Genomic DNA, 23,485 nt, shown 5'->3' on the forward strand with positions numbered 1-23,485 from the left:
ATGAGATTAAGTGCAGAAGGACTGAAAGACAGAGCAAAATGGGAAGAGGCGGGATACGCCCTTCCAAAATTTGACAGAGAGAAAGTGACAGAAGCGACAAAAGAAAATCCGTTCTGGATCCATTTCGGTGCGGGAAATATTTTCCGTGCATTTCAGGCAAATGTGGTACAGAACCTGTTGAATGACGGCATTCTGGATCGCGGTCTGATCGTTGCAGAGGGATTTGACTATGAGATCGTGGAAAAAATGAACCATCCTCATGATGATTACACAATTCTTGTGACACTCAAAGCAGATGGAAACATTGAGAAAACAGTAGTCGGAAGTGTGGTAGAGTCTTTGACTGTCAACACAGAAAATGCATCTGATTTTGCACGTCTGAAGGAGATCTTTGCCAAAGACTCCCTGCAGATGGTGACATTTACGATTACAGAAAAGGGATACAGCCTTGTAAACGGAAAAGGGGAACTGCTTCCGGATGTAGAGGCAGACTTTGTAAGCGGACCGGAAGCTCCGAAGAGTTACATCGGAAAAGTGGCAGCGCTCCTTTATGCGAGATATCAGGCAGGAGAAAAGCCGGTGGCAATGGTCAGCATGGACAACTGTTCCCACAACGGAGATAAACTGTATGCAGCGATCAATACATTTGCAGAGAAATGGGAAGAGAACAAACTTACAGATGCAGGATTCAGAGCATATGTAAACTGTAAAGAAAAAGTGACATTCCCATGGACCATGATCGACAAGATTACACCACGTCCGGATGCTTCAGTAGAAGAACTTCTGAAAAAGGATGGAATTGAAGAGCTGGATCCGGTGATCACATCCAAGAATACGTATGTGGCGCCATTTGTAAATGCAGAAGAGTGCGAATATCTTGTCATCGAAGATGCATTTCCGAACGGAAGACCAGAACTGGAAAAAGGCGGCCTGATGTTTACAGAGCGTGAGACAGTAGACAAAGTGGAGAAGATGAAAGTCTGCACCTGCTTAAATCCTCTGCATACAGCGCTGGCAGTATTCGGATGTCTGCTTGGATATGAAAAAATCTCGGACGAAATGAAAGATGAGGAACTCAAAAAATTAGTGGAGACAATCGGATACAAAGAAGGTCTTCCGGTTGTAGTCAATCCGGGAGTACTGGATCCGAAAGAGTTTATTGATACAGTTCTTCAGGTTCGTGTTCCGAATCCATTTATGCCGGATACTCCGCAGCGTATTGCAACAGATACTTCTCAGAAACTGGCAATCCGTTTTGGAGAGACGATCAAAGCATATGCAGCATCCGACGAACTGGATGTCAAAGACCTGAAGCTGATTCCGCTTGTATTTGCGGGATGGCTGCGTTATCTGATGGGCGTAGATGACAGCGGAAAAGCATTTGATTTAAGTCCGGATCCGCTGCTTACAACTGTCTGCCCATATGTTGCAGACCTGAAGTTGGAAGAAGGACAGGACGTAGAGAGCGCAGTATCAGAAGTGTTGAAGATGAAACAGATTTTCGGTGTGGATTTATATGAAGCAGGACTTGCAGAACTTGTATGTGGATACTTGAAAGAAATGACAAAAGCACCGGGAGCTGTTCGTGAAACACTCAAAAAATACGTGTAGGAGGAAGCGGTATGAAAGCATTTATGGATCAGGATTTCCTTCTGGAGACGGAAACTGCGAAGATGCTGTATCATGAGTATGCAGCAAAGATGCCGGTTTTGGATTACCACTGTCATATCAGTCCGCAGGAAATCGCAGAAGACAGACAGTTTGAAAATATTACCCAGGTATGGCTGGGAGGCGACCATTACAAATGGCGTCAGATGCGTTCGAATGGAATCGAAGAGCGCTATATTACAGGAGATGCGTCCGACAGGGAGAAATTCCAGAAATGGGCGGAGACTCTGGAGCGCGCCATCGGAAATCCGCTGTATCACTGGAGTCATCTGGAACTGCAGCGTTATTTCGGATATCACGGCGCGTTGAATGCGAAGACTGCAGAAGAAGTATGGAATCTCTGCAATGAAAAACTGCAGAGTCCGCAGATGAGCGCCAGAAATCTGATCCGTCAGTCCAATGTGACATTGATCTGCACCACAGATGATCCGGCAGATGACTTAAGATGGCACAAACAGTTAAAAGAGGATGATTCTTTTGAAGTGCAAGTACTTCCTGCATGGAGACCGGATCTGGCGATGAAGATTGAAAAGCTGGGATTTGCCGCATACCTGAAAAAACTGGGTGAGGCAGCAGGCATGGAGATTCATTCGTTTGCAGATATGAAAGATGCCTTGACAAAACGGATGGAATTCTTTGATGAGATGGGATGCCGCGCATCGGATCATGGACTGGGCTATGCCATGTATGTGCCTGCTTCCGAGGAAGAAATCGAAGCCATCTTTGAAAAAGGAATGGCAGGAGAGCCGATCAGCAAAGAAGAAGAATTAAAATATAAGACTGCATTTATGCTTTATGCAGGAAGAGAATATCATCGTCTGGGATGGGCAATGCAGCTTCATTACGGATGTAAACGTGACAATGACGTAAAACGTTTCCGCAAGCTTGGACCGGATACGGGATTTGACTGTATTGACACTTATACGCCATCTGCACAGCTGGCAGATCTGCTCAATGCACTGAATGTAACAGACGAGCTGCCAAAGACGATTCTGTACAGTCTGAATCCAAACGATAATGCAGCCATCGGAACGATCATCGGATGTTTCCAGGATGCCGGTGTCGTAGGAAAGATCCAGCAGGGAAGCGCATGGTGGTTCAATGACCACAAGCAGGGGATGATCGATCAGATGACATCCCTTGCCAACCTGGGACTTCTCAGTAATTTTGTGGGAATGCTGACAGATTCCAGAAGCTTTTTGTCTTATACAAGACATGAGTATTTCAGACGGATTCTCTGCAATCTCATCGGCGGATGGGTAGAAAACGGAGAGTATCCGGCAGATGAAGAGATTCTTGGAAGAATTGTGCAGGATATCTCTTACAACAACGCAGTGAGATATTTTGGATTTGAGGTATAAATAAAAAGAAAAATGAGGAAAGAATCAAAAACAGGTTCTTTCCTCATTTTTAAATTAATTTCCCAGTTCATTCTGAATCCGTTGTTTGGTATCCAGGATTAGATGGGTAAACTGTTCCATCCGTGCGTCATCCATCCGGTCTTTCGGTGCAGATACGCTGATGGCATACGAGGGTTTTCTGTGAAGGCCTTTCAATGAGACGGCGATACAGCGCACACCCAGTTCATTTTCTTCGTTATCCATGGCATAGCCGTTTTTGCGGACATCTGCGATCAGATTTTGAAATTTGACGAAATCGACAACGGTGTAATCGGTGAGCTTTCGAATTTCGCTGTGATCCCAGATTTCTTTTACTTTTTCATCTTTCATATCTGCCAGCAGCGCTTTTCCAACTCCGGAGCAGTACAAAGGAATTGATTTTCCGACCATAGAGATTAACCGCACGGAATTGTGGGAAGCCTCTACTTTATCAATATATACTGCATTCAGACCATCCAGCTGGACCAGGTGGACCGTTTCATTGGTCTGTTCTGCAAGTTCTTTAATGTAAGGGCGGATCAGATCGATGATATTATTCTGGGCCAGAATCTGGTTGGCGATTCCACAGAATTTAAATGTCAGACTGTATTTCAGTGTCTCCGCATCCTGCTTTGCATATTCCATACAGATCAGGGAGTTTAAGATACGGTGGACGGTACTTTTATTGAGATTTAATTCCTTGCTCAGTTCCAGAAGTCCGATCGGACCGGTACGGGCAAGGCATTCTATGGTATGGAAAATACGTTCCGATACCTGTATTGGGTTTTTTTCTTCCATAAGATCACTCCTGTAAAGTCCGGTGCTCAAAAGAGCGCCGAGTATCATTCAGTGGTTATTGTAGCACAGTTTGGGAAGAAGAGTAAATAAAAAAATAGTAAAGTAAAAAAATGCAAAGAATGGCTTGACAATCCATAGAAAGTGAGTATAATCAAAATTAAAGAGTTCATATTACGAAACATAGTTCCATAATGTGAAACAAACAACGTGATTCAGTGATAAGGAGAATGACCATGAACGAAGTATTAGAAAAGATTCAGAAAATCGGGATTGTTCCGGTTGTTGTATTAAATGATGCGAAAGACGCAGCACCTTTGGCAAAGGCACTCTGTGACGGCGGACTTCCATGTGCAGAAGTGACATTCCGTACAGAAGCAGCAGAAGAGTCTATCCGCATTATGGCAGAGCAGTTCCCACAGATGCTGGTAGGGGCAGGTACTGTTCTGACAACAGAGCAGGTAGACCGTGCAGTTGCAGCAGGAGCAAAATTCATCGTAAGTCCAGGATTAAATCCAAAGGTTGTAAAATACTGTATTGAAAAAGGAGTTCCGGTGACACCGGGAACAGCAAATCCAAGTGATGTAGAGCAGGCAATCGAGCTTGGATTGGAAGTTGTGAAATTCTTCCCGGCAGAAGCAGCCGGCGGACTGAATATGATCAAGTCCATGGCAGCACCTTACACAAATATGAAATTTATGCCGACAGGCGGAATCAATGCAAAGAACATCAACAGCTACCTTGCATTCCCTAAGATCCTGGCATGTGGCGGAAGCTGGATGGTAAAAGGAGATCTTGTTGCAGCAGGAGAATTTGATAAGATTACAGAGCTGACAAAAGAAGCAGTGATGACAATGCTTGGATTTGAACTGAAACACATCGGAATCAACTGTGAAAATGAAGAAGAGGCTGAGAAAACAGCAGGAACATTCGCTTCTTTATTCGGATTTGAGAAGAAGAGCGGAAACAGTTCTGTATTTGCAGGAAGTGCTGTAGAAGCAATGAAGAGCCCATACCTTGGAGCAAAAGGACACATTGCAGTAGGAACAAACAGCGTAGATCGTGCAGTAAATTATCTGGAGTCTCAGGGCGTAGAGTTCAATATGGACAGTGCAAAATACAAAGACGGAAAACTTACAGCAATTTACTTAAAAGAAGAAGTTGCCGGATTTGCAGTACATCTTGTACAGAAATAAAAAATTATTAAAGGAGAATAATAATGAGTAAAAAAGTAGTTACATTTGGAGAAATTATGTTAAGACTTGCACCAGAAGGATATTATCGTTTTGTGCAGGCAGATACATTTGGAGCAACATACGGCGGTGGAGAAGCAAACGTAGCAGTTTCTCTGGCAAATTATGGATTTGATGCTTCTTTCGTAACAAAACTTCCGACACATGAGATCGGACAGGCAGCAGTAAATTCTTTGAGAAAATACGGTGTGGATACATCCAAGATCGCACGTGGAGGAGACAGAGTAGGTATCTACTTCCTGGAGAAAGGTGCTTCTCAGAGACCATCTAAAGTAATTTATGACCGTGCAGGTTCTTCTATCTATACAGCATCCAAAGAAGATTTCAACTGGAAAGAAATCTTTGAAGGAGCAGAATGGTTCCACTTTACAGGAATCACACCAGCACTCAATGACAATGTAGCAGAAATCTGTCTGGAAGCTTGTAAAGCAGCCAAAGAGATGAATGTGAAGATTTCCTGTGACTTAAACTACAGAAATAAACTGTGGAGCAAAGCAAAAGCAGGAGAAGTAATGGGTGAACTTTGCAAATATGTGGATGTATGTATTGCAAACGAAGAAGATGCAGCAGATGTATTCGGTATTCATGCAGCAAACACAGATGTAACTGCAGGAGAAGTAAATCACGAAGGATATAAAGATGTAGCAAAACAGCTTGCTGACCGTTTCGGATTTGAGAAAGTTGCAATTACACTTCGTGAATCTATTTCAGCAAATGACAATAACTGGTCTGCTATGTTATATGACGGAACAGACTATTTCTTCAGTAAAAAATATAAGATGCATATCGTAGACCGTGTAGGTGGCGGAGATAGCTTCGGCGGCGGATTGATCGCTGCAACACTGAGCGGATATGATTCACAGGCTACCATTGAATTTGCAGTAGCAGCATCCTGCCTGAAACACTCCATCGAAGGTGACTTCAACATGGTTTCTATGGATGAAGTTGCCAAACTGGCAGGAGGAGATGCTTCCGGACGTGTACAGCGCTAAGCACTTTTGGAAGAATATAAATAAATAAGCCATAATCGACTATTTTGTTGCCAATATACGCCGGGACAGATTTTTCTGTCCCGGTTTTTCAGTTTTCCTTACAGAAGAGATTGACAATATTCTTTTTGTATAGTACTATTATCTCACAAAACCGAAACGTTTCGGTTAAGGAAAAGGAGGAAAGAGATATGCCATTAGTAACGTCGGAAAAAATGCTTTCAGACGCACAAAAAGGTGGGTATGCAGTGGGAGCATTCAATGTAGAAAATATGGAGATGGCAAAAGCTGTGATCGCGGCGGCAGAAGAGATGCGCTCGCCGGTTATGCTGCAGACTACTCCATCTACGGTCAAGTATGGATCTTTGGAAACATTTGCAGCAATTGTAAAAGCAGAGGCTTCTAAGACCGATATTCCGGTCTGTCTTCATCTGGATCACGGCAACAGCTTTGAGCTGGCTGTACAGGCGATGAAAGCCGGATATACTTCTGTGATGATCGATGGATCCCATGAAACATTTGAAGAAAATGTGGCACTGACAAAAAAAGTGGTTGAGGTAGCCAATGCCTATGGAGTTCCGGTGGAAGCGGAGCTTGGAAAAGTAGGCGGGAAAGAAGATGATCTGGAGGCAGAAGCGGATCATAATACAGATCCTGAAGAGGCAAAAGAATTTGTGGAAAGAACGGGTGTTTCTTCTCTGGCGATCGCGATCGGTACAGCTCATGGATTTTATGCGGGAACTCCAGTGTTGGATAAAGAAAGGGTTTCAGATTGTAAAAAGGTTGTTTCTGTACCACTGGTACTTCACGGTGCAAGTGGACTCAGCGAAGAAGATGTGGTAGAATGTGTACAGCGCGGGATGTGTAAAGTGAATTTTGCGACAGAATTGCGTGTAGCATACACAGATGCTGAAAAACAGTTGCTGAAAGAGAATCCGGAGACCTTTGATCCGAAAAAACTGGGAATTGCAGCAATGAAAGCCGTAAAAGAACAGACCATACTGCGAATGAAGATGTGTGGATGTACAGGAAAGGTACAGTAGTTCCACATAGATGTAGTAAGGAAGGCGGAAAGCATCAATGGGAGCGACGATGAAAGACATCGCGAGAGTGACAGGACTGGGACTGGCAACGATTTCTTCTTATTTAAATGGGGGAAATGTCCGGGAGAAAAACCGGATCAAAATTGAGGCGGCAATTGACGAATTGGATTTCGAGGTAAACGAGGTAGCGAGAGGTTTAAAGACAAACCGGACAAAGACGATTGGGATCATCATTCCGGAGCTGAACAACATTTTCTGTGCAGAGATTATTACAGAAGTGGAAGATGTGCTTCGAAATCATGGATATGCAACGATGATCTGTGACTGTAGAACAGATGCGGCACGGGAAGCGGAAGCGGTAGAGTTTTTGTTTCGACGCAGGGTGGACGGACTGATCTTGATGCCGTCCGGCAAATCAGGAAAGCATCTGGAGAGATTTTTACATGTGGGAAAACCAGTTGTGCTGATCGATCGTAATCTGGAAGATGTTCCATGTGACAGTGTACTTGTGGACAACCGGGGAGCTGCGCAGGCGGCAGTAGAGAGACTTTTTCTGGCAGGTCATCGAAAGATCGGAATGATTGCAGGACCGGAGCATGTATTTACAGCAAGAGAGCGATATCTTGGATATGAAGAGGCGTTCAAAAAGGCAGGAATCGAAGTACAGGATTCATTGGTTGTGCATGGAGATTATACGATCGCAGGCGGTGCCAGGGCGATGAAGGAGCTTGCAAAACAGAATCCGCAGATGACAGCAGTTTTTGTATCAAATTATGAGATGACGGTTGGAGCCATGATCGAAAGCAATGAGATTGGAATCCGGATTCCGGAAGATCTGTCAGTGATAGGATTTGATAATATCGAGTTTGCGAAAGCCAGCAATCCAAAGCTAAGTATTGTGACACAGCCGACAAAAGAAATCGGCAGAAATGTAGCAGAACTGATATTGGACAGACTGGACAATCCAACCCGGGAGATGCCTCCGAAAGAAATGAAGTTAAAGACCAGTTTTGTAGAAGGAAAATCCGTACACATTTTGTCTGTATGACAAGGTGTACGATTTCTTTATCCCGAAAACCGAAACGTTTCGGAATGTTTTGGAGGAGAACATGAAGACGTATTTAATAGGAATTGATATTGGAACAAGCGGATGTAAAATCGCTGTATTTAATAAAGCAGGAGAAGTCCTGGCCGCGCAGAGCGGAACGTATCCGGTGTATTATCCAAAGCCCGGATGGGCAGAGCAAAATCCGGAGGACTGGTGGAATACAATCTGCCAGGTACTTCCGGAAATGTTACAAAAAGCTGAGATTTCACCGGATGAGATTGCGGGAATCGGAATTGACGGGCAGAGCTGGTCAGCCATCGCAGTGGATGAAAACGGAAACGTTCTGACAAATACACCGATCTGGATGGACACAAGAGCGCAGGACATCTGTGATGAATTGAATGAGAGAATCGGAAAAGATCGGATTTTCAAGCTGTGTGGAAACTCCCTGCAGCCATCGTATACAACGCCTAAGATTGTCTGGTATCAGAGAAATCTTCCGGAAGTATATGCAAAAACAGCAAAGATCTTACAGTCAAACAGCTATATTGCATTTAAGCTGACTGGAAAAATGACACAGGATGTTTCTCAGGGCTATGGTTTGCATTGCTTTAATATGCAGGAAATGACTTGGGATTTTGCAATGTGTGAGGAGCTCGGATTTTCAAAGGATCTGCTTCCTGAAATCTATCCATGCCATGCTGTGATCGGAACCGTGACAGAAGAAGCGGCCAAAGAAAGTGGACTTTGCGTGGGAATCCCGGTTGTGGCAGGCGGTCTGGATGCAGCCTGCGCAGCACTGGGAGTCGGTGTACTTCACGATGGAGAGACACAGGAGCAAGGCGGGCAGGCAGGGGGGATGAGTATCTGCATGGATCATTATTGTGCAGACGAGAGGCTGATCCTCGGAGCCCATGTTGTGCCGGGACACTGGCTGCTTCAGGGGGGAACTACAGGAGGCGGCGGTGTCATGCGCTGGCTGGAAAAGGAATTTGGAGACTGGGAACGAGAGGAAGGAAAGCGAAGGGGCGTCAGCTCTCTGGATCTGATGAACGAAGAGGCAAAAGTAATTCCGGCGGGTAGTGACGGAGTTGTATTTCTTCCGTATATGTCCGGAGAACGTTCTCCGATCTGGGATCCGGATGCGAAAGGTGTTTACTACGGATTGGATTTCAGCAAGAAAAAAGGGCATCTGATCCGGGCTGCGATGGAAGGAACTGCCTATGCACTGAAGCACAATCTGGAAGCGGCAGAAGAAGCAGGAGCAAAAGTGGAAGTGTTAAAAGCAATGGGAGGAGCAGCAAATTCACACCTCTGGACACAGATCAAATCCGATGTGACCGGAAAAACCATGGAAGTCCCCTCATCAGATACTGCAACCACACTGGGAGCGGCACTTCTTGCAGGAGTCGGAGTAGGAATGTATGAAAGCTTTGAAGAAGCGGTGGAGAAGACCGTCAATAAAGGAAGAGTCCATACGCCGAATGTGGAGCATAAGGAAATCCACGAAAAGAATTATGAGACATACAGAGCTCTGTATGAACAATTAAAAAGTCTGATGAAAAAGACAGGAGGAAAGAAACAATGAAAGCAGCAGTAGTTTGTGCAAATGAAGATGTACAGTATCTGGATTATGAAGAGCCGATTCCGGGACCGGGAGAAGTGAAGGTTAAGGTTCGGGCATCCGGAATCTGCGGTTCGGATATTCCGAGAGTGCTTCACAATGGAGTACACTTTTATCCGATCGTACTTGGACATGAATTCTCCGGAGATGTTGTGGAGATCGGAGAAGGTGTCACAAAGGTAAAAGTCGGAGACAGAGTATCCGGTGCACCGTTAAAGCCTTGTATGAAATGTGATGACTGCCAGAATGGAAACTTTTCCCTCTGCAAGCATTATAGCTTTATCGGCTCCAGAGAACAGGGAAGCAATGCAGATTATGTGGTGATTCCGGAACAAAATGCAGTTGTCTATGATTCTTCGATCTCCTATGAGCAGGCCGCTATGTTCGAGCCTTCTACAGTTGCCCTTCACGGATTGTTACAGAACGAGTATCAGGGAGGGCAGTATGTTGCTGTGTTAGGCGGTGGAACGATCGGAATGTTCACCATGCAGTGGGCAAAGATTTTCGGCTCCAGAAAAGTTGTGGTATTTGACATCAGCGAGGAGCGTCTGGAACTGGCAAAACGTCTGGGTGCAGATGCAGTCATCAATACAACGAAAGAAAATTATATGCAGGAAGCAATGGCACTTACCGGGAAAAAGGGATATGGCTATGTGTTCGAGACGGCAGGACAGATCCCGACTATGCATATGGCATTTGAACTTGCGGGCAATAAAGCAAATGTCTGCTTTATCGGAACACCACATGCAGAGCTTACATTCACACCGACAATGTGGGAGAATATGAACCGGAAAGAGTTCCACCTGACCGGTTCCTGGATGTCTTACAGTGCACCGTTTCCGGGAAAAGAGTGGGAGCTGACCGCACATTATTTTGCAACAGGACAGTTAAAATTCGATCCGGGATTTATCTACAAAAAAGTCCCGATGAGTCAGGCACAGGAGGCATTTCAGATGTTCAAGACGCCAGGACTGGTCAAAGGAAAAGTGTTACTTGTAAACGAATCGTAAATGAGTGGGGAGATAGTTGTAAGATGATACTGACCGTGACATTAAACGCAGCAATCGATAAACGTTACGTTGTAGAAAATTTCCGTCTGGGAGAAGTAAACCGTGTGAAGGAGTGTGCATACACTCCGGGCGGAAAAGGACTCAATGTTTCAAAACCTGCAGCAATCGCAGGAGAAGAAGTAGTTGCCACAGGTTTTGTAGGAGGCCATGCGGGAAATTATATTGAGGAGGCGTTAAAGCCTTTCGGAATTCAAAGTGAGTTTTACCATCTGGAAGCAGAGAGCCGTTCCTGCATCAATATCTGGGATGAGACGAATCGTGTGCAGACAGAATTTCTGGAACCGGGGTTTACGGTAACAGAAGAGCAGTTTCAGGGATTTTTAAAGAAATTCCGCAATCTGGTAAAACAGGCAGATGTGATAGCAATGTCCGGAAGTGTGCCAAAAGGACTGGATGGAAGCGCGTATCAGCGTCTGGTGGAAATCTGCAGAGAGGAAAAACGGAATGTGATTCTGGATACAAGCGGCGCATTGCTTACCATGGGAATTGAAGCAAAACCGACAATGATCAAACCGAATCTGGATGAGATCCGGATGTTGACAGGCATGTCCTGTGACAGCCTGGAGGAAATGATCGAGGCAGCAAAGCAGATTCATGAAGGCGGAGTGGAGATCGTAGCAGTTTCGCTTGGCGCAGAGGGATCCTTTGTGGTGTGTGAAGAAGGGATTTATCAGGCGCAGGTTCCGAAAATCGATGCAGTCAATACCGTGGGATGCGGGGATTCCATGATTGCCGGATTTGCAGTCGGAATGAGTCAGAAGATTTCCGTGGAAGGAAGTTTAAGACTTGCAAGCGCGATTTCAGCGGCAGCTGCACTTCGAGAAGAAACCGGATTTTTTGTAAAAGAAGATATGGAACGCATTTTTAAAGAGGTAAAAATAACAAAGTTAAAATAAAGAAAGCGAGGGACAAAACATGGCAGAAATGATTCAGCCGGCAATGGTGCCGAAAGTAAAATTGTATACAGGAGAAGAAATCCCATGTGTGGGAATGGGGACATTTGGTTCTGACCGTTTTACACCGGAGCAGGTGTCAAATGCAGTGGCAGGAGCAATCCGCTGCGGATACCGTATGTTTGACTGTGCGGCATGTTATGGAAATGAAGATCAGATTGGAGAGGTATTCCATGCGGCCTTTGAAGAGGGTGTGGTAGAACGGAAAGATTTATTTATCATGACAAAAGTATGGAATGATATGCATGAGAGAGTAGAGGAATCCTGCAGAAAAAGCATTCAGGACCTGCAGTGTGACTACATTGATTTGTTCTTTATTCACTGGCCATTCCCGAACTACCATGCACCGGGATGTGATGTGGATTCCAGAAATCCGGATTCCAGACCATTCTCTGTGGAAGAATTTATGAATACATACAGACAGTGTGAAGAACTGGTGAGAAAAGGACTAATCCGCCACATTGGAATTTCCAATATGACCATTCCGAAAATGGAGGCAGTACTGCCGCTTATGGAAATTATGCCGTCTGCCTGTGAATCCGAGATGCATGTGTGCTTCCAGCAGAAGGAAATCTTTGATTATCTGACGGAACATAAGATTCAGCCGATCGGATTCATGCCGCTTGGTTCCCCACAGAGACCGGAGAGAGATAAGTGTCCGGAAGATGTAGCAGACCTGCAGACACCTGAGATGCAGGAAATTGCAAAGGCACATGGCTGTCATCCGGCGCTGATCGCTTTAAAATGGGCACATCAGAGAGGACAGATTCCGATTCCGTTCTCTGTTCATGAAGCAGAATATGTAAGTAACCTGAAAGCGATGATAGAAGATCCGCTGACCGAAGAAGAAATGCAGAAGATCGCAACACTGGAGAGAAACAACCGTCTTGTAAAAGGACAGGTATTCTTGTGGGAAGGCGCAAAAGACTGGCACGATCTCTGGGATGAAGAAGGAAAAATTGTAACGTTGTAAAGCTGTAAATAAGTAGAAAGGCATGCTGTATGGTATGTCTTTTTACTTATTTAAGGCAGATTGCTATTTTAAACAGAAAAAAATTCGGTTAAAATAGAAGTACATATGAAAAAGGAGATTAACTATGTACATTTTATATAATAGACTCATCACTGCATTGAATGAGAAAAAACCGGATTCTACAGAATTTTATATTGCCAAAATGATGATCTGGAATTTATGGGAGCTTCCAAGAATGTCGATCAGTGATGTGGCAAAGATGTGTGCTGTTTCAAAGTCAACGATTTCCAAGTTTGTCAGAGACATTGGTTTTGAAGATTATTTAGATTTTAAACTGGAAGCAGTACGGCAGGGGAAGAAGGAAATTTATAATAGCAATGGAAAATGTAATATCACAGATTATATTCGGGGGCATGGCATATGGGAATATGAAAAAATTTTGTCAGAAGATATTAGATCTGTATTGTTTGGAATAGAGGAAGATCAGTTAAAACGTCTGGCGGTGGATTTGCATGAATACAAACACCTGGCAGCGTTTGGAATCAGTTATTCAGAATCTGCGGCGATCAATTTGCAGCATAAAATGCATTATTACCATAAGTTTTTGTATACGACAATGAATGACAGACAGCAGGAAAACTATATCGAATCAGCGGATGAGGAGACATTGATCTTTATTTTTTCGAATTCAGGAAAATACATCACTGAATATCAGAATCGTGAAGGGCGGCCGCCAAAGTATAGTTTTGATAAGACGAAAGCCAAAATCGTGCTGGTTACATCGAATGAACAAATGTTGGTTGATAAAAGAGTAGATGAGTGTGTGTTGTTTCGATATGCAGACTGTGTCCAAAATCATCCAATCCTGTATCAGGTGTTCATAGAACGACTATTATACAGTTATGAAGAGTTATATGGTACTTCAGAAGGTATGAATACAAAATAAAAGAGGTTAAAAACAGAGGGTTTTAAAGTTTCCAAAATTCGAACTTTTAAAAATCTCTGTTTTTTTTATTATAATGATAGTAACAAATAGAGCTTTATTTGAGAAGAAAAAGGAGGAGTCTATGGGAAATATTTATTTCCGGAAAGAGGCGGAAGAATGGAACCAGGCGTTTCCAATTGGGAATGGATTTCTTGGAGCAATGGTGTTCGGAAATGTTGCAAAAGAGCGGATACAGGTGAATGAGGATTCCGTATGGTCAGGCGGATTTTCAAATCGGGTTAATCCTGATGCAGGAAGATATCTTGAAAAAATCAGAGAATGTTTATTTGAAGGAAACGTTCAGGAAGCAGAGAAACTGGCAGAACAAAGTATGTATGCTACAAGTCCTAATATGCGGGTGTACCAGCCGTTAGGAGATATCTGGATTCGTTTTATGGATCAGGAAGCAGAGCGAAAACTGGCTCGGGATGAAAGTGGACTGCCATATTTAAAGGAATCTGCAGCAGAAGTGGAAGCATATCAGAGAATATTGAATTTAGAACAGGCAGTTGGAAAGATTGAATACTGTGTGGGAAGAACAAAATGGAATCGTGAATTTTTTGCCTCAAATCCGGCAAAAGTGGCTATGTACAGTATTTGTGCAGAAAGTGGAGAGGACATTAACCTTGAGATATCTGCAACCAGAAAAGACAATCGATCAGGTCGCGGAGTATCCTTCTGTGATCGGATTCTGGCAGAGGAAAATCAGTACATCTGGCTGGAAGGATCATCCGGAGGAAGGGAAGGAATTGGATTTGCCATGGGAGTTCGAGTTTGTTCCTGTGGGGGAAGGCAATATCAGATGGGAAGCCGTATTATTGTAGAAAAGGCAAGAAAAGTTCTGATCTGTTTTACGGGAAGAACGACATTTCGATCTGCAGAACCGAAACAATGGTGCAGAGAGCATCTGGCTTCATTATCTCTGGACACGTATGCAGAGAGAAAAAGAGAGCATATTCAGGATTATCAAACATACTTTAATGCCAGTCGTCTCACTTTCAGACAGGAAATGAATCTGGATAATCTCACAACACCAGAAAGATTAAAAAGAATCCGGGAAGGACATCATGATATCGGGCTGGTGAATCTGTATTATGATTTTGCAAGATATCTATTGATCAGTTCCAGCAGAGAGGGTAGCCTTCCGGCAAATTTGCAGGGAATCTGGAATGAAGAATTTGAACCCATGTGGGGAAGCAAATATACTATAAACATCAATATTCAGATGAATTACTGGATGGCGGAAAAAACAGGATTGCAGGCATTACACCTTCCGCTTCTGGAGCATTTGAAGCGTATGCATCCAAGGGGAAAAGAGGTGGCGGCATCCATGTATCATGTAGAGGGATTTTGCTGTCATCACAATACTGACATATGGGGGGATTGTGCACCACAGGATTATCATACCAGCTCTACGATATGGCCGATGGGCGGAGCCTGGCTGTGTCTGCATATATATGAACATTATCAGTATACAAAAGATAAGGGATTTTTGGAGGAATATTTTCCGATTTTAAAAGACAGTGTACAGTTTTTTATGAATTATATGGTTCAGAATTCAGATGGAAAGTGGGTGACAGGACCATCTAGTTCTCCGGAAAATATTTACATCACGGCTAAGAATCAGTATGGATGTCTTTGTATGGGACCAACCATGGATATTGAAATTGTAAGAGAATTATTCAGTAATTATCTGAAAACGGTAGAGATTTTGGAAAAAGAGGAACCATTAACAGGGCTGGTAAAAGACCGGATAGAAAATCTGCCGAAATTAAAAGTTGGAAAATATGGTCAGATTCAGGAGTGGGATCAGGATTACGAAGAATTGGAAGTGGGACACCGTCATATTTCACAGTTGTTTGCTTTGTATCCTGCACAGCAGATCCGGAAAGACCAGACTCCGAAGCTGGCACAAGCAGCAGAAAAAACATTGGATCGACGTCTGGAAAATGGCGGAGGTCATACAGGATGGAGTAAAGCGTGGATTATCCTGTTTTTTGCAAGACTGTGGAAGAAGGAAAAAGCATATCAAAATCTTCAAGAATTATTGGCAGAGGCAACTTTAGACAATCTTTTGGATAACCATCCACCGTTTCAGATTGATGGAAATTTTGGAGGAGCCTGTGGGATATTGGAAATGATCGTACAGGACTACCAGGATGTTGTTTATCTTTTACCTGCTTTGCCGCAGGAGATGCCGGATGGAAATGTTAGTGGAATCCGAACAAAAAGTGGCTTTATTCTAAACATGGAGTGGAGCGGATGCCGTGTAAAAAGCGTAGAAGTAGAATCTGTTCATGGAACGCAGATTACAATTGTAAATGAAACATTAGAATCAAGAAAAATCAGATGTGAAAAAGGCGAAAAGAAAGTGATTGTATTCGAATGAAAAGAGAGGGATCGAGATGAAATATGAAAAAATGGTCAGAGAGATTGTAGAGGCAATCGGTGGGAAAGAAAATATTCTCAATGTATATCATTGTGCAACAAGGCTTCGGTTTCAGTTGAAGCAGGAGGACACAATTCAAGACGAAACAGTAAAAAACATAGAAGGTGTGCTTTCCGTCGTAAAAGGCGGGGGTCAGTATCAGATTGTGATTGGACGTCATGTGGGTGATGTATATCAGGAATTACTATCTGTGTATGATATGCAGAAAGAAGAAAGCGGATTAAAAGATGCAAAAGAATTTAAAGAGGAAATGAAAGATAAGAAAATCTCAAGCCGGTTTATCGATACGATTTCAGGAGTCTTTACTCCGATTTTAAATCTGTTGATCGCAACTGGAATTATTAAATGTTTCCTGGCACTTATGACTGCGACCGGTTTGATGGATGCAACGGCAGGAACCTATCAGATCCTTTCCATTGCAGGGGATTGCTTTTTCTACTTTATGCCCGTCTTTTTAGGATATACGGCAATGAAAAAATTCGGTGGGACTCCGTTTGTTGGAATGGCTATCGGTGCAGCTCTTGTGTACCCGTCTATTGCGGTCATTATGGGAGGTGAGCCACTGTATACCCTTTTTGCAGGAACGATTTTTGAGTCACCGGTATATGTTACATTTTTGGGGATTCCAGTGATTCTGATGAATTATGCAAGCTCTGTGATTCCGGTTGTATTAGTCTGCTTTTTTGCGGCAAAGCTGGAACGATTTTTGGATCGTTGTATTCCACAGTTGGTGAAGGCATTTGTCGTACCAATGCTTACAATTTTGGGCGGTGTTGTTCTGGGACTTCTGGTATTGGGACCGATTGCAACATTCGCAAGTAATTTGTTGGGAGCTCTGATGGGATTTCTCTTTGAAATTAACTCTACAATCTGTGGATTTCTTTATGGAGCATTGATTCAGGTATGTGTGATGTTTGGGGTGCACTGGGGATTTGTTGCACTGAACGTCAATAATATGGCAACTCTCGGATATGACGCGATTACGATCGCAGGACTTGCTTCTGCGTTTGCACAGGCAGGGGTGGTTCTGATGATCATGCTCAAAACAAAAAATAAAAAATTAAAAGGAGTATGTGGCCCTGCGATTATTTCGGCAATGTTTGGAATTACAGAGCCTGCAATTTATGGGGTAACTTTGCAGTTTAAGCGTCCGTTTATCCTTGCTTGTCTGGCTTCCGGTATTGGGGGTGCGATTATCGGATTTGGAGGAGTAAAACAGTACTCAGCAGGAACCAATGGAATTTTTGGATGGTTACAAGTCATCAACCCACAGACAGGATTTGATTCCACAGTAGTTGCAGCAATTATTGCATGTATAGCAAGTTTTGTATCAGCAGTAGTACTTATGAAAATATTTGATAAAAAACTGGGAATCGATCATATTTAGCGTTTCTTTCAGGCATGGAAAGAGTCGGTGCAGATATATCTGGCATCGACTTTTTCTATGTATAAAAGAAAATCTCCGCCGAAATTTCTACTTTCACAATACAGTGCTTTGTTGTATACTAGGCGTAGGAATTTCTGTGTTTTTGACAGGAGTCATAGGTGGGAGGATACAAAAGTGTATAAAGTGTTATTGGTCGATGATGAAATCCTCGTCCGTGAAGCAATCAGCGCGAAGATAGAATGGGGACATCTTGGGTTTGAACTGGTAGGTGATTGCGAAAATGGAAAAGCAGCGATTGAATTTTTAAAGGAAAATCCTGTGGATGTGGTGTTGACGGATATTTGTATGCCATATCTGGACGGAATGGGGCTTAGTAAATATATTTATGAAAATATGCCGCAGACAAGAATCATTATTTTCAGCGGTTACAGTGATTTTGAATATGCAAAGCAGGCAATTCAGTATAAAGTCGCAGAGTACTTGCTGAAGCCTGTGACGGCAAAGGAGCTGACAGAGGTACTGACCAGGATCAGGGAAAAACTGGACAGTGAGAGAACGGAGGAGGAGCGGATCGATGCGCTTCAAAAAGCATATCGGACCTATACAAAGAATGAGGCATTGATTATTTCCAAAACCTTGTCCAGGCTGCTGCAGGGAACGCAGGCGATTGAGACGAGTATGGAAGAATTAAAAGAATTCGGAATTGAACTGGGAGGTGCGTTTTACCGTGTTGTGACGACAGATATCGATGTGTATTCCAGTTTGTATGATACGAATGATGAACTGAAAAAAGAGAGTGCACTCATGTCTTTTGTGGTGGAAAATATCAGCAATGAGATCGTCAGTGATTACAATGCAGGAATTGCCTATCGGGATTCGGACAGCAGAGTCTGTATGCTGTTATGGAGCGATAACCCAAAAGAATTTTCGCAGGAGATTCAAGTGATCTGCAGAGAGATTCAAAAGACAGTGAAGGAGGCCATGCAGTTGAGCGTTTCTATCGGAATCGGATTCTGTGTGGAAAAGCTGGAAGAACTGCCGAAATCCTATGAGTCTGCAGTGGCGACCTTAAAATACCGGTATACAAAAGGAAGCGGACAGGTATATGACTGTGAATCTCCGATGAGCTGCGGAAATCTTCTGGAGCTGGAACAGGACTTTAAAGATATTGAGGAGGCAGCGAAGAACCAGCAGAGTGAAGAGCTTATGGATATTCTGGATCATGTGGAAAAATGGATCAGTCATGGATATGTGACAAGAAACCAGGCTGTATCATGGCTCCGGCAGATCATGATGATCATTTACGGCGTGGTGCGCAGAGCCAATGAAGATTTTCAGATGGATGAGCGTGATATCGGAGATGTGATGGAGTCCAGAAGCTTTACCAATGCCATGGAAAAGGTGAGAGCGTATGTTAAGCGTGCCATGGAAGCAATGGAGATGGCAGGGCAGTCCAGCGGAGAGCGCTGGGCAAGACTTGCACTTGAATATCTTAAGAAAAATTACGGCAATCCGTCTTTGAGCTTGAATGATGTATGCGAACATCTGAACATTAGCACAAGCCGTTTCAGCAGTGTATTCAAAGAAGCGACGGGAAAGACATTTACAGAAGCTTTAAATGGAATCAGGATGGATCGGGCAAAGCAGCTGTTACGTGAGACCAGCCTGAAAAATTATGAGATCGCAGAAAAAGTAGGATTTAGTGATCCGCACTATTTCAGCATTGCATTTAAAAAGAGCACGGGACTGACTCCAAAAGAGTATTCCAGGGAGAAGTAAGTGATGAAAAAGCGTGAGATGACGATATTTGGAAGATTTAAGAGTATACGGGACGCGATGATGCTCTCTTTTTCTGTGTTGGTGGTAGTTGCGGTTCTGATCTTTCTTCTGATTGCTATGAATTTCACAAAAAAAACAATATACGAGAATTCCAGAACTTCGACTTCTCAGCTGATCAGTCAGGTGAATTATGATATAGATTCCTATATAGACTATATGGAAAATATTTCCTGGGTGGCGGCAAGTGGAAGTGATCTGTCGCGTTATTTATTTAATCAGGAGCAGATGCCTGAGGAAAAGGAGGCTGCGAAAGAGCGGATCCTGACGCAGTTTACTACGATTCTGGAAAGCCGTTCTGATATTTACAATGTTGCGGCTGTTGCAGATAACGGAGAAGCTTTGATCAATTCAGGAGCGGATCGTCTCAATAAGTATGTGGATGTCCGGCAGCAGAGCTGGTATCAGGCGGCGATCCATTCACCGACCGGGATCGCGGTGTCATCTTCTCATGTGCAGAATGCGATCGCAGGCAGCTATCACTGGGTGATCACCTTAAGCCGTGCGATTGTGAATGAGCAGACAGGAGAACGCGAGGGGGTATTTTTTGTCGACTTAAATTACAGTGCGATCAGCAGTCTTTGCAGCAATACATCCATTGGAAGCAAGGGATATATTTTTATTCTGGATGAAAAAGGCAGTATGATCTACCATCCGCAGCAGCAGCTGATCTATGGTGGATTAAAAGAAGAACGGATCGAGGATATCCTGGCTTCAAAAGGGGATTTTCTGGAGACAGAGGAAGGTGAAGACAGTAAGCTTTATACGATGTCAAAATCTGAGAAGACGGGATGGACAGTGGTAGGGGCATCTTATGTGACGGAATTGATGAAAAACAATCGGCAGGCACAGATGTTGTATCTTCTGGCAGCAGCAGGGATTCTGATCGGTGTCATTCTGATTTCCAGCTTCATTTCCAGCGAGATCACCAAACCATTGAGACGCTTAAGAGATTCGATGAGTCTGGTGGAAAAGGGGGATTTTGAACAGGCCAGTGTGGAAATCACGGCAGAAAATGAGATTGGAAGTCTTAGCAAATCGTTCAATGCCATGACGCAAAAGATCCATGCATTGATGGAACAGAACATCTATGAGCAGAAGCAGAAACGAAAGAGCGAGATGAAAGCCCTGCAGGCGCAGATTAATCCACACTTTCTTTATAATACACTGGATTCTATCATCTGGATGTCAGAGGCAGGAGAAAATGATCAGGTCGTATTGATGACATCTGCTCTGGCAAAGCTGCTCAGACAGAGTATCAGCAACGACAGAGAGCAGATCACGGTGGCAGAAGAAATCGATTATGTGCGAAGCTATCTGACGATCCAGAAGATGCGTTATAAAGATAAGCTGGAGTATACGATTGACGTGGAAGAGCGGATCCTGGATGTTCGGATCATTAAGTTTGTACTTCAGCCATTGGTGGAAAACGCAATCTATCATGGTCTGAAATATAAAGAGACCAAAGGAAATCTGGATATTCGCGGTTACAGAAGAGGCAATCGTGTCTGTCTGGTCGTTGCAGATGACGGGGCCGGAATGGAAGAGTCGGAATTGGAACATATTCTGGAGAAAAAAGAGAAAAAGACCAAGTCAAATGGGGTAGGGGTATATAATGTGCAGAAACGGCTGCAGCTCTATTACGGGCCGGAATATGGGATTTCTTATATCAGCAGAAAAGGTGAGGGAACGGTTGCGACCGTGACGATCCCTCTGGATGGAGGAAAAAGCAATGAAGAGACGGGCAGGTAAAAGACTGATTGGGGTAATGACGGCCGGATTTGTGCTTTTGATCCTGATTCTGATCACGATCGGTGTACTTCAGGACAGCTCTCAAAATAAGCGGACTTATAAGATCATCATGGTTCCTAAGACCATTGATGAATCCAATGATTTCTGGACCGGGCTGATCGAAGGAGCAAAGCTGGGAGCAGAAGAATTTGGCTGTGAGATCGAGGTGGTCGGAAGTGATTCAGAGGATGATTATGAAGGGCAGAACCGGCTGATTGAAGAGAGTATCAAGAAGAATCCGGATGCGTTTCTGATTGCGCCATGCAGTTATACTCATACGACAGAAGCAGTGCAGGAGGCGATCAATGCCGGTATCAAAGTAATCCTGGTGGACTCTGTGATCGACAAAGAAATTGCCAACGGAGTGGTTGCGACCGACAATTTTAAAGCAGGGAAAGAACTGGGAACGTTTGCAAAAACAATTTTAAAACCGGATTCAAAGATCGGAGTTGTGGCGCACGTAAAAGGAAGCTCCACAGCGACAGAAAGAGAGGATGGGATCAGAGAAGGTCTGGGAGAGGATCAAAATCGGATTCAGGATATTGTCTACTGTAATTCTTCTTACGATCTTGCAAGCGATCTGACAGAAAAAATGTTAAAAGAACGGCCGGAGATTGATGTTGTGATTGGAACGAATGAATATTCAGCAGTCGGCGCTGCCCGCGGCGTCAAAAAAATGGGGATGGAAGATCAGGTGAAGGTTGTTGGATTTGACAACTCCGTGGAGCAGATCCAGCTTTTGGAAGCCGGAGTCTTTCAGGGGATCGTGATCCAGAAACCATTTAATATCGGATATCTGGGGGTGGAACAGGCAGTAAAAGCAATTGAAGGCTATCCGATGGAATATAATCTGGATTCCGGCTGTAAGCTGATCACCAAAGAGAATATGTATGAAGAGGAAAATCAAAGACTTTTATACTCGTTTTCCGGTCAACAGTAAGCGAAAAAGGTGAAAAGGTTACACTACCGTGTAAAATATTACCCGGTGGTGTAATTTTTTAACCTTTTTTAGGAAGATTTTCAATTTCAATCAGGAAAAAGAAAGACTATACTATATATAAATCTTAGTTCTGAAGTCACGGGTTCGAAAGTTGATCTCGATTCTGACACTACGAAAAGTATGAAATCTGGGGTTCATGTTTTCCAAGTATTGCAGCGGGCGCCTGAAGGAGTCGAAGCAGATACAGGGCGGTGGCGCAGAACAGCGAGATAGGAAATGATTCCGTATTTAAAACAGACGGAACAAAAGAAGTAGGAGGACGAAAAGTGGAAAAGATTAAACAAAATCCTTTTGTAAAAAAGGTAGGGTTTAACAGAATCGTGTTATGCTTTGTATTACTTCTGATGTATGCTTTCTTCTGCGCACTGACACAGGGAAGTTTCTTCGGAATTGAACGTATTCTGAGTACCCTCAATTATGCATATTTTCTGGGATTCTTATCATTGGGAGTTACCTTTGTAATCGCAACAGGAGGGATTGATTTCTCCATCGGACCGGTTATGTTCTGTTGTGCATTGATTTCAGGCTACTGCTTCACATCACATGGAATGCCGATGCCGGTAGCGCTGATCCTCAGCATTGTGATCGGACTGATCTTTGGTATCTTTAACGGGTATCTGGTAGCATACTGGTCAGTACCTTCATTCATTACTTCTATGGCAAGTATGAATATTTCAAAAGGTGTTGCATCTGTATTCACAAAGACACAGTCTGTCAGCTGGCCGCAGGAGATGCAGGATGGTGGTTGGTTTAGAAAAATCATCAGTATTGATGGAATTCCGGTAGGTCTGATCATTTTCCTTGCAGTGGCAATTGTCTGTGCGATCCTGTTAAATAAAACAAAACTTGGACGTTACATCTTATGTCTTGGAAGCAACAAAGAAGCAGTAAGACTTTCTGGTGTAAATGTAAAAAAATGGGAAATGTCTGCATATATTATCTGTGGAATCCTGGTTGGTATTTCAGCAATCTTCTACACAGCCGCTTACACAACTGTTCAGCCTGGATATGGTGATCAGTACAACAATGAGGCAATTGCAGGTTGTGTAATGGGTGGTACATCCATGGCAGGCGGACTTGCTTCTATCAGTGGTACAGTAATCGGTGTATTCATCATCGCATTGCTTCAGGAAGGTATTCTTGCTCTTGGCTTTACAAAAGATTATCAGCTTATCATCACAGGTCTTATCGTTATCGTCGCAGTATTCAGTGACGTTGTTGCAAGACGCAGAAAGAACTAAT

18 protein-coding genes are annotated in these 23,485 nt (G+C 43.5%); 17 read left to right on the forward strand and 1 reads right to left on the reverse strand.

Annotated features, from left to right (window positions below):
- On the forward strand, window positions 1-1,611 hold the full coding sequence (locus tag FXV78_RS09760) for a mannitol dehydrogenase family protein (protein ID WP_004841585.1): 1,611 nt from the start codon (window positions 1-3) through the stop codon (window positions 1,609-1,611).
- A gap of 11 nt (window positions 1,612-1,622) precedes the next feature.
- Window positions 1,623-3,029, forward strand: coding sequence for a glucuronate isomerase (gene uxaC, locus FXV78_RS09765; protein WP_004841587.1), 1,407 nt, complete (start codon window positions 1,623-1,625; stop codon window positions 3,027-3,029).
- Between the two features lie 54 nt (window positions 3,030-3,083).
- On the opposite strand, the gene FXV78_RS09770 is transcribed toward uxaC, so the two are convergent.
- Entirely contained in the window at window positions 3,084-3,845 is a 762-nt protein-coding gene (locus FXV78_RS09770; RefSeq protein ID WP_009244989.1) for an IclR family transcriptional regulator, read from the reverse strand.
- A 233-nt stretch (window positions 3,846-4,078) separates the two neighbouring features.
- On the opposite strand from FXV78_RS09770, the gene eda reads away from it, so the two are divergent.
- The 15 genes from eda to FXV78_RS09845 all read left to right on the forward strand — a co-directional run bounded on the left by eda (window position 4,079) and on the right by FXV78_RS09845 (window position 23,484).
- Window positions 4,079-5,038, forward strand: a complete 960-nt coding sequence (gene eda, locus FXV78_RS09775) for a bifunctional 4-hydroxy-2-oxoglutarate aldolase/2-dehydro-3-deoxy-phosphogluconate aldolase (protein WP_009244988.1) — start codon at window positions 4,079-4,081, stop codon at window positions 5,036-5,038.
- 23 nt (window positions 5,039-5,061) lie between these two features.
- The gene (locus FXV78_RS09780; protein ID WP_004841592.1) at window positions 5,062-6,087 is read left to right on the forward strand and encodes a sugar kinase; all 1,026 of its coding nucleotides are present in this window, start codon (window positions 5,062-5,064) and stop codon (window positions 6,085-6,087) included.
- 188 nt (window positions 6,088-6,275) lie between these two features.
- Complete coding sequence (locus FXV78_RS09785; protein ID WP_009244987.1) at window positions 6,276-7,127, forward strand: class II fructose-bisphosphate aldolase; 852 nt, start codon at window positions 6,276-6,278, stop codon at window positions 7,125-7,127.
- A 37-nt stretch (window positions 7,128-7,164) separates the two neighbouring features.
- The gene (locus FXV78_RS09790; protein WP_004841596.1) at window positions 7,165-8,175 is read left to right on the forward strand and encodes a LacI family DNA-binding transcriptional regulator; all 1,011 of its coding nucleotides are present in this window, start codon (window positions 7,165-7,167) and stop codon (window positions 8,173-8,175) included.
- A gap of 61 nt (window positions 8,176-8,236) precedes the next feature.
- Window positions 8,237-9,763: a xylulokinase gene (gene xylB / locus FXV78_RS09795; RefSeq protein ID WP_009244986.1), complete on the forward strand. Its 1,527-nt coding sequence runs from the start codon at window positions 8,237-8,239 to the stop codon at window positions 9,761-9,763.
- Window positions 9,760-10,809: a galactitol-1-phosphate 5-dehydrogenase gene (locus FXV78_RS09800; protein ID WP_004841599.1), complete on the forward strand. Its 1,050-nt coding sequence runs from the start codon at window positions 9,760-9,762 to the stop codon at window positions 10,807-10,809. Before xylB ends, FXV78_RS09800 begins: the two co-directional genes overlap by 4 nt.
- 23 nt (window positions 10,810-10,832) lie before the next feature.
- Entirely contained in the window at window positions 10,833-11,765 is a 933-nt protein-coding gene (gene pfkB, locus FXV78_RS09805) for a 1-phosphofructokinase (protein ID WP_004841601.1), read from the forward strand.
- Between the two features lie 19 nt (window positions 11,766-11,784).
- Window positions 11,785-12,795: an aldo/keto reductase gene (locus FXV78_RS09810; protein ID WP_004841604.1), complete on the forward strand. Its 1,011-nt coding sequence runs from the start codon at window positions 11,785-11,787 to the stop codon at window positions 12,793-12,795.
- Window positions 12,796-12,919: 124 nt separating this feature from the next.
- Entirely contained in the window at window positions 12,920-13,741 is an 822-nt protein-coding gene (locus tag FXV78_RS09815) for a MurR/RpiR family transcriptional regulator (protein WP_004841606.1), read from the forward strand.
- A gap of 121 nt (window positions 13,742-13,862) precedes the next feature.
- Window positions 13,863-16,169 carry a glycoside hydrolase family 95 protein gene (locus tag FXV78_RS09820; RefSeq protein ID WP_009244984.1) on the forward strand — a complete coding sequence of 769 codons (2,307 nt, stop codon included), beginning with the start codon at window positions 13,863-13,865 and terminating at the stop codon, window positions 16,167-16,169.
- Between the two features lie 16 nt (window positions 16,170-16,185).
- Window positions 16,186-17,616 carry a PTS transporter subunit EIIC gene (locus FXV78_RS09825; protein WP_022038560.1) on the forward strand — a complete coding sequence of 477 codons (1,431 nt, stop codon included), beginning with the start codon at window positions 16,186-16,188 and terminating at the stop codon, window positions 17,614-17,616.
- Between the two features lie 174 nt (window positions 17,617-17,790).
- Complete coding sequence (locus tag FXV78_RS09830; RefSeq protein ID WP_009244981.1) at window positions 17,791-19,395, forward strand: response regulator; 1,605 nt, start codon at window positions 17,791-17,793, stop codon at window positions 19,393-19,395.
- 3 nt (window positions 19,396-19,398) lie between these two features.
- The gene (locus FXV78_RS09835) at window positions 19,399-21,204 is read left to right on the forward strand and encodes a sensor histidine kinase (RefSeq protein ID WP_023924249.1); all 1,806 of its coding nucleotides are present in this window, start codon (window positions 19,399-19,401) and stop codon (window positions 21,202-21,204) included.
- Window positions 21,185-22,183: a substrate-binding domain-containing protein gene (locus FXV78_RS09840; protein ID WP_009244978.1), complete on the forward strand. Its 999-nt coding sequence runs from the start codon at window positions 21,185-21,187 to the stop codon at window positions 22,181-22,183. Before FXV78_RS09835 ends, FXV78_RS09840 begins: the two co-directional genes overlap by 20 nt.
- A gap of 326 nt (window positions 22,184-22,509) precedes the next feature.
- Complete coding sequence (locus FXV78_RS09845; protein ID WP_023924251.1) at window positions 22,510-23,484, forward strand: ABC transporter permease; 975 nt, start codon at window positions 22,510-22,512, stop codon at window positions 23,482-23,484.
- Window position 23,485: the final 1 nt, after the last annotated feature.

Source organism: Mediterraneibacter gnavus ATCC 29149 (assembly GCF_008121495.1).
GTDB lineage: Bacteria > Bacillota > Clostridia > Lachnospirales > Lachnospiraceae > Mediterraneibacter > Mediterraneibacter gnavus.